This is a genomic window from Desertibacillus haloalkaliphilus (genome assembly GCF_019039105.1).
Lineage (GTDB): Bacteria > Bacillota > Bacilli > Bacillales > KJ1-10-99 > Desertibacillus > Desertibacillus haloalkaliphilus.
Window position 1 is genome coordinate 1 of record NZ_JAHPIV010000198.1, and the last position, 414, is coordinate 414.

At 44.9% G+C, this 414-nt stretch carries 1 protein-coding gene; it reads right to left on the minus strand.

Annotation, left to right across the window (positions count from 1 at the left end; all coding sequences use genetic code 11):
• On the minus strand, positions 1 to 414 hold a 414-nt coding region (locus KH400_RS29795; protein ID WP_217228127.1), incomplete at both ends, for a hypothetical protein.

A 414-nucleotide genomic window follows, 5' to 3' on the forward strand; every position in this document is an offset into this window, starting at 1 on the left:
TTCTCCCCCCCTCTTCTCCCTCCTTTTTCCTCTTCTTTTCTCCTTTCTCTCCTTCTCCCTTCCCTTTCCTTTCTTTTTTTCCCCTTTCTCCCCTTTTTTTTTTCTTTTCTCTCTCCCCTCCTTTTCCTTCCTTCCCCCCCTCCTCTCTTCTTCTTCCCCTCTTTTCTTTCTCTCTTTCCTTCTTCCCCCTTTTCTCTCTTTTCTCTCCCTTTTTTTCTCCCTCCCTCTCTCTCCCCTTTTTTCTTCCTCCCTTCCCCTTCCTTTCCCCTTCCCTTTTCCCCTTTTCTCCCCCTTTTTTTTCCTTTTCTCCCCCTCTTTTTTCTCTTTTCCCTTCCTCTTCTTTTTTTTCCCCTCCTTTTCCCTTTTCTCTCTCTTTTTTCCCCCCTCCCTTTTCTTTTTTTTTCTCTTCTCCTT